The following is a 7,328-nucleotide window of genomic DNA, read 5'->3' on the forward strand; positions in this document are numbered from 1 at the left end:
AGAATACATTGATTATTACAACAACGAGCGAATTAAGCTTAAACTAAAAGGCCTGAGTCCGATAGCATATCGAAATCAGGCCTTGAGCGCCGCTTAGAAATGAGTCCAACTTTATGGGGTCAGTTCAGGTGCCGGGTTTTTTGAATCGATAAGATCTTAAACTGAGTAGTAAAGATCGTATTCGATTGGGTGAGTTGTCTGGCTCACTTGAGCACACTCTTCACGCTTAAGTTCGATGTAAGCGTTTAGCATGTCTTCAGTGAATACGCCGCCGCGAGTTAGGAACTCGTGATCAGCTTCTAGAGCGTCCAGAGCTTCTTCTAGTGAAGAACAAACCTGTGGGATCTGAGCAGCTTCTTCAGCTGGTAGATCGTAAAGGTCTTTGTCTGCTGCATCGCCAGGGTGGATCTTGTTCTGGATACCGTCAAGACCCGCCATCATTAGCGCAGAGAACGCTAGGTATGGGTTAGCGATTGGATCAGGGAAGCGTGTCTCGATACGACGGCCTTTAGGGCTAGTTACGTATGGGATACGGATAGAAGCTGAACGGTTACGAGCTGAGTAAGCTAGCATAACTGGTGCTTCGAAGCCTGGAACAAGACGCTTGTACGAGTTAGTACCTGGGTTACATAGAGCGTTAAGCGCTTTAGCGTGCTTGATGATACCGCCGATGTAGTAAAGAGCTTCTTCAGATAGGCCCGCGTATGCGTCGCCAGCGAAGATGTTAACACCGCCTTTAGATAGAGACTGGTGAACGTGCATACCAGAGCCGTTGTCACCAACGATTGGCTTAGGCATGAACGTAGCTGTTTTACCGTAAGCGTGAGCAACGTTGTGAACTGCGTACTTAAGAATCTGAACTTCGTCAGCTTTCTTAACAAGGGTGTTACCTGCCACACCGATTTCACACTGACCAGCAGTTGCTACTTCGTGGTGGTGTACTTCTACGTGCAGACCCATCGCTGTCATCGCGTCACACATTGCAGCACGAAGATCGTGTAGAGAGTCTACTGGTGGTACTGGGAAGTAACCGCCTTTAACGCGTGGACGGTGACCTGTGTTACCGCCTTCGAATTTGCTGTTAGAAGACCATGCAGCTTCTTCAGAAGATACAGTGTAGCCACAACCAGACATGTCAGAGTGGAAGTGAACTTCGTCAAATACGAAGAACTCTGGCTCTGGACCGAACATAGCGCTGTCAGCGATACCTGTTGATTTCAGGTACTCTTCTGCACGCTTAGCAACAGAACGTGGATCACGCTCGTAACCAAGACCTGTAGCAGGCTCAACGATGTCACAACGGATGATGACTGTTGCATCTTCAGAGAATGGATCAACGATAGATGAAGAGTCATCTGGACGAAGGATCATGTCAGAGTCGTTAATACCCTTCCAACCTTGGATAGATGAGCCATCAAACATTTTGCCGTCTTCGAAGAAGTCGTCACCCATTTCGTGAACTGGGATAGTTACGTGCTGCTCTTTACCTTTAGAGTCTGTAAAGCGAAGGTCGATCCACTTCGCGTCAGTTTCTTTGATCAGATTTAGTGTCTGTTCAGACATTATGGCTCTCTCCATTATCAGATATTGCCAGACTAGTAGCCTTGGGTTTAAGCCTGCACCATGCAAGCTCAGTCTTCCTAACGAGCTAGCAAACAGTATGCCAACTCGAAAAAAGTCTTTATTTACGGTGATTTACCGCATCAGCAACGAATCACCAATGACAATAAACGCACCAATTTGATGCACACCTAAAACATACGCACCACAATGGTGCTTTAAACTATTACTAGTCTGTCGATGTGTGCCAATATGATACTCCAGCCAAAAAATTTTGCACTAGATTCGCTTCTAACAATTGTTCATATGGTCCAAATTTATTGGCTATTAATTCGCCTTGATCACGCTCGACGCGTATAATCCGCGCATCTTTAATTAATGAGACTCACCTCGTGATCGAAAATCTTCGCAATATCGCCATCATCGCACACGTCGACCATGGCAAAACCACCCTAGTTGATAAACTTCTAGAGCAGTCAGGTACCCTTGGCCGTCGTGATGAAGGCGCTGAGCGCGTCATGGACTCAAACGACCAAGAGAAAGAGCGTGGCATCACCATCCTTGCCAAAAACACCGCCATCACTTGGAACGACTACCGCATCAACATCGTCGATACTCCTGGGCACGCCGATTTCGGTGGTGAGGTAGAGCGTGTTATGTCGATGGTTGACTCGGTCCTTCTGCTTGTTGATGCAGTTGATGGTCCAATGCCACAAACACGCTTCGTTACTCAGAAAGCCTTTGCACGCGGCCTTAAGCCAATCGTTGTTATCAACAAAATCGACCGTCCTGGTGCACGTCCAGATTGGGTTATGGATCAGGTTTTCGAACTGTTCGACAACCTAGGCGCTACCGATGAGCAGTTGGACTTCCCGATTGTCTACGCCTCAGCGATCAACGGTATTGCGGGTGATGATCACGAAGCTATGGCTGACGATATGACGCCTCTATTTGAAGCGATCATCAAGCACGTTGATGCGCCTCACGTCGATACAGAAGGTCCATTCCAGATGCAGGTCTCTGCGTTGGACTACAACAGCTTTGTCGGTGTTATCGGTGTGGGTCGTATCTCACGCGGTAAGATCTCTACCAACACGCCTGTTAAAGTCATCGATTCACACGCAAAAATGCGTTCAGGTCGTATCCTTAAGATCATGGGCTACCACGGTCTTGATCGTGTCGATGTCGACAGTGCACAAGCAGGTGACATTGTCTGTATTACCGGTCTAGACGAACTCAACATCTCAGATACGCTGTGTCACCCAGATGTTGTTGAAGCACTACCAGCACTCTCTGTCGATGAGCCAACCGTCTCTATGACATTCCAGGTCAACGACTCTCCGTTTGCCGGTAAAGAGGGCAAATTCGTTACCAGCCGTAACATCAAAGAGCGTCTAGAGCGCGAATTGATTCACAACGTAGCACTGCGTGTAGAGCCGGGTGATAGCCCTGAGAAATTCCGTGTATCAGGTCGTGGTGAACTTCACCTATCGGTACTGATTGAGACCATGCGCCGTGAAGGCTTCGAACTTGGCATCAGCCGTCCTGAAGTAATTCAGAAAGAGGTAGATGGCGAAATCCACGAACCTTACGAGATCGTTATGATCGACGTTGAAGAGCAGCACCAGGGCTCGATCATCGAAGAGCTAGGCATGCGTCGCGGTGACATGACGAATATGGAAGTTGACGGCAAAGGCCGCTGTCGCCTGACCTTTATGATCCCTTCTCGCGGTTTGATCGGCTTCCGTAGCCAATTCCTAACCATGACGTCTGGTACTGGTATCATGAACTCAATCTTTGACCACTACGGTGTGGTGAAAGAGGGTGAGACGGTGACTCGTAACAACGGCGTACTGGTTTCGATGGTTAACGGTAAAGTACTGGGCTACGCACTCTTCTCTCTTCAGGAGCGCGGTCGCCTCATGATCGGTCCAAACATTGAAGTGTACGAAGGCATGGTCATTGGTATCCATAGCCGCTCGAATGACCTAACGGTTAACCCAACCAAAGGTAAGCAGCTAACCAACGTCCGAGCCTCAGGTACTGATGAGAACATCGTGCTAACGCCACCTATCCGCTTTACTCTAGAGCAGGCTCTAGACTTCATTGAAGATGATGAGTTGGTTGAAGTAACACCTGAGAACATCCGTATTCGTAAGAAGTTCTTGAAAGAGCATGAGCGTAAACGCGCTAAGCGTTAATTAATTTGCAATAAATGCAAAACATAAAACGGTGCCAATGCAAATTGAGCACCGTTTTTTTATATTCAAACGAAATAAACGGAGTAAACTAAAGTCCAAGAAATCTTGAAGTGACAAACTAGGAACCACCTAATGACCAACAGCATTTTTTACCGGGTCAGCCCTATTCTTTTTTCAATTATTGGTATGGCGCTTAGCCACAACCTATTCTTTATCATCCTCCCTTTAAGAATGCAGTCGGCGGGCATTGAGTCTTCACAAGTCGGTATTGCTATGGGTATGTTTGCCGCCGGCTCTATCCTGGCAGGGATGTTTGGGGCCAAAGTCGTCAACCGCGTCGGTCATATCCGCGCCTTTGCAACAATGGCTGCAACACTGTCGATCGTCTCAATACTGCACACACTTCTTGAATCGTTCATCATCACTTCCCTGTTAAGGGTCGTTGCAGGCTTCTGCTTCATCACCAGTTTTATTACTCTGGAGAGCTGGCTTAATGTCACCAGTGATAGCAGCAACCGCGGTAAACTGTTCAGTGTCTACCAGATATTCTTTGCTGTCGGATTCGGTTCAGCACCTTTTGTGATGAACATTTTCGAAGAGAGTGATTTTAGACTGTTCGGTATTATCAGCGCCGTATTAGCGATCGCTCTGATTATTATGTCGATGTCACGCATGCCAGCACCCGAGCTACCTGGCCGAAGCCGCCCAATGTCATTTGGGCAACTATGGAAGGTCTCTCCATCAGGTACTCTATCTTGCCTGGTGGCGGGTTCTATTGGCTCCGCAAGCGTATCACTGATCGCTCTATACGCTTACGATCGAGGCTTTAGCGGCACACTACTATCAATCATTTTAGGCTCCTATTTGCTTGGGGGCCTCATGACACAATACCCAACTGGCTGGTTTGCGGATCGTTTCGATAAACGTACGGTGGGCGCTGTATTAATGATGATTGGTGTCGGTGCAAATGCCGTCATCATTATCGATTTTTACAGCGCTCTACCCACCTGGTTCGTCACCTTCTTCTTCCTACTGTCAGGGGGCGCTGGGGCCGCTATTTTCCCGCTAGCTGTGACACAGGTGTTCGACCACATCGACAGTAAAGAGGCGATGCCTGCAACCAGTATGATGCAAATTCTATTAGGCGTCGGTGGTGTCGTCGGCCCTATCGTGGCGGGCGCTATGATGGAGTGGTTTAGCTCTGTTTGGCTCTACTTCTACGTCATTTCACTGCATCTACTGCTGATGCTCTTCTTATTAGTGCGTAAGCTCTTCTTGCGAACCGAACGTCTAGAACCCGCTCAGCCCTACCAGTTCACAACCAACCCTGCATCCGTGCCTCCTCTTGAGGAGTACGTGGCTGCAGAGATTGCAGAGCCGGCGCTTAAACTGTTGATTGAGGCACTCAAACAGAACCCGAAAGATCCTCAGCACCTAATAAAAACTGCACTGGAATCTGCTCACCTAAAAGCAGAAGAGGTAGCATTACAGATGGTATTAAAGCTGCCCAAACGAGCGGGTGAGTTAACCGAACACTTAGTCACAATCTATCCAGAGAATCGACTAAAGGTAGCTAAGTCATTGACCGACTTCTTTGATCTGCATAAAACCCGTATCAATTACGCCATTGTGGGAGGGCTTAAAACGGATGCGAGCCCACAGGAGATATTTGAGATCGATCGATTAATTGAGCTGCGTAAGAAACGCCTAGAAGATGCGGGGTTACCAGTAGAATGAGAACACTCTACCCAGAAATAAGTGCCTACCACAGCGAGCAACTGGATGTAGGCAAAGGGCACAGCCTCTTTTTAGAGCTTTCAGGCAACCCCAATGGCGAGCCTATTCTGTTCGTCCACGGCGGGCCAGGCGGTGGTTGTTCGCCCGAGCATCGACGCTTTTTTAACCCAGAACATTACAAAATCATTCTATTTGATCAACGCGGCTGTGGGCGCTCGACGCCGCATGGCAGTTTAGAAAACAACACAACGGAACACTTAATCGCTGATATTGAAAAGATTCGTACCCATCTCGGCCTAGATAAGTGGGCACTATTTGGCGGTAGTTGGGGTTCTACGTTAAGCCTTGCCTACGCACAATCTCACCCAGAGCGAGTCAATGCACTGTTTCTAAGAGGTATATTCCTCTGTCGACCTAGAGATATTCAGTGGTTTTACCAAGAGGGAGCAAGCTATGTATTCCCTGACCATTGGGAATCATTTATAGCACCGATACCGGCCGATCAGAGAAACGACATGGTCAGCAGCTACTATAAAGTTCTGACCAGTGATAATGAACTAGAGCGTATGGCAGCAGCAAAGGCTTGGTCTATTTGGGAGGGACGCTGCTCCACATTAGATCCTAACCCTAGTTTGGTTGACCACTTTGGTAATCCTCATGTCGCATTAGCCATGGCGCGTATCGAAGCACACTATTTTGCCAACAACTCTTTTATGTCTGAAAACCAACTGCTCAATCACTGTGATCGCATCAAAAAGATACCGACCTGGATTGTTCATGGCCGATATGACATGGTTTGCCCTATTGAGCAGGCACACCTATTGGCTAAAGAACTGCCTCAAGCAAACTTTGATATCGTTCGTGATGCCGGACACTCAGCCTTTGAGCCGGGCATTACAGACCGTTTAATCCATGCCACCGATCAGTATCTGGAGTTAACCAGCTAATGAAAGGACTTATTCAACGAGTCAGCAGTGCTAGCGTTGTAGTAGACGGCAACTGCGTCGGTGAAATAGATCATGGGATACTTCTTTTACTCGGTGTAGAGAAAGAGGATGACCGATCAAAAGCCGATAAACTACTCGACAAGGTGATCAACTACCGCATCTTTAGCGATGAATCGGACAAGATGAACCTTAGCCTTAAAAATATTGAAGGCGAGTTACTGGTGGTCTCTCAATTTACGCTGGTAGCCGAAACCTCCAAGGGCAAACGACCGGGTTTTTCAAAAGGGGCATCTCCAGCACTGGGTGAAGAGCTCTACAACTACTTTGTAGAAGCGGCTAACAAAACGGGGCTTAAAGTTGCGACCGGGAAGTTTGGTGCCGATATGAAAGTATCACTAACCAATGATGGGCCGGTTACGTTTTGGTTGGAGAGTTAGGAGCCGTTGGAGCGGTCTTGCGAAGGCCGCGATGGATTGGAGCGTAATTGGACAGCAGATGACAGGCTAAAGCCAGTCACTGATGTTCTTAACTCGCTACGGAGCTACGGTGACTGGCCTTCAGCCTGTCATCCGCTATAAACGTTGGCAGAGGGTCTCTTACGAAGTCCGACTGTAGGAGCGAACTGCCGCGTAGCGGCAGACCGCGATCACCGCGAAGCGGTGTATCAATGATTATGGACTGGTGCGAGGTTTATCTGACGGAGTGCCGGTGACTGGCCTTCAGCCTGTCATCCGCTGTTGACGTTGGCAGAGATCTTTTTTAAAACCGTTGGAGCGGTCTTGCAAAGGCCGCGATGGATTTGGCAGAGATCCTTTACGAAGCTCTCAATGACCTACAATAGGTGCCGAGCGTTGCTCGTCATCGCTTCGCGACGCTTGCAGCG

At 48.3% G+C, this 7,328-nt stretch carries 6 protein-coding genes; 5 read left to right on the plus strand and 1 reads right to left on the minus strand.

Annotation, left to right across the window (positions count from 1 at the left end; translation table 11 throughout):
- The coding region (locus tag XMA152_RS12325; RefSeq protein ID WP_173482665.1) for an IS3 family transposase at window positions 1-97 on the plus strand (97 nt) is incomplete at its 5' end.
- 59 nt (window positions 98-156) lie between these two features.
- Here XMA152_RS12325 and glnA read toward each other — a convergent pair.
- A complete protein-coding gene (gene glnA / locus XMA152_RS12330; RefSeq protein ID WP_173482210.1) occupies window positions 157-1,563 on the minus strand; it encodes a glutamate--ammonia ligase in 1,407 nt (468 codons plus the stop codon).
- Between the two features lie 389 nt (window positions 1,564-1,952).
- Here glnA and typA point away from each other — a divergent pair, with 389 nt between their 5' ends.
- The 4 genes from typA (at window position 1,953) to dtd (ending at window position 6,882) form a co-directional block, all read left to right on the plus strand.
- On the plus strand, window positions 1,953-3,761 hold the full coding sequence (gene typA / locus XMA152_RS12335) for a translational GTPase TypA (RefSeq protein ID WP_173482209.1): 1,809 nt from the start codon (window positions 1,953-1,955) through the stop codon (window positions 3,759-3,761).
- A gap of 132 nt (window positions 3,762-3,893) precedes the next feature.
- Window positions 3,894-5,498, plus strand: coding sequence for an MFS transporter (locus XMA152_RS12340; protein WP_173482208.1), 1,605 nt, complete (start codon window positions 3,894-3,896; stop codon window positions 5,496-5,498).
- Window positions 5,495-6,445 (plus strand): prolyl aminopeptidase, encoded by a 951-nt coding sequence (pip, locus tag XMA152_RS12345; RefSeq protein WP_173483773.1) that lies wholly within the window; start codon window positions 5,495-5,497, stop codon window positions 6,443-6,445. The genes XMA152_RS12340 and pip overlap by 4 nt, the downstream gene beginning before the upstream one ends.
- Window positions 6,445-6,882 carry a D-aminoacyl-tRNA deacylase gene (dtd, locus tag XMA152_RS12350; protein ID WP_173483774.1) on the plus strand — a complete coding sequence of 146 codons (438 nt, stop codon included), beginning with the start codon at window positions 6,445-6,447 and terminating at the stop codon, window positions 6,880-6,882. The genes pip and dtd overlap by 1 nt, the downstream gene beginning before the upstream one ends.
- Window positions 6,883-7,328 lie beyond the last annotated feature (446 nt).

The sequence above is a fragment of the Marinobacterium sp. xm-a-152 genome (assembly GCF_013282965.1).
GTDB lineage: Bacteria > Pseudomonadota > Gammaproteobacteria > Pseudomonadales > Balneatricaceae > Marinobacterium_E.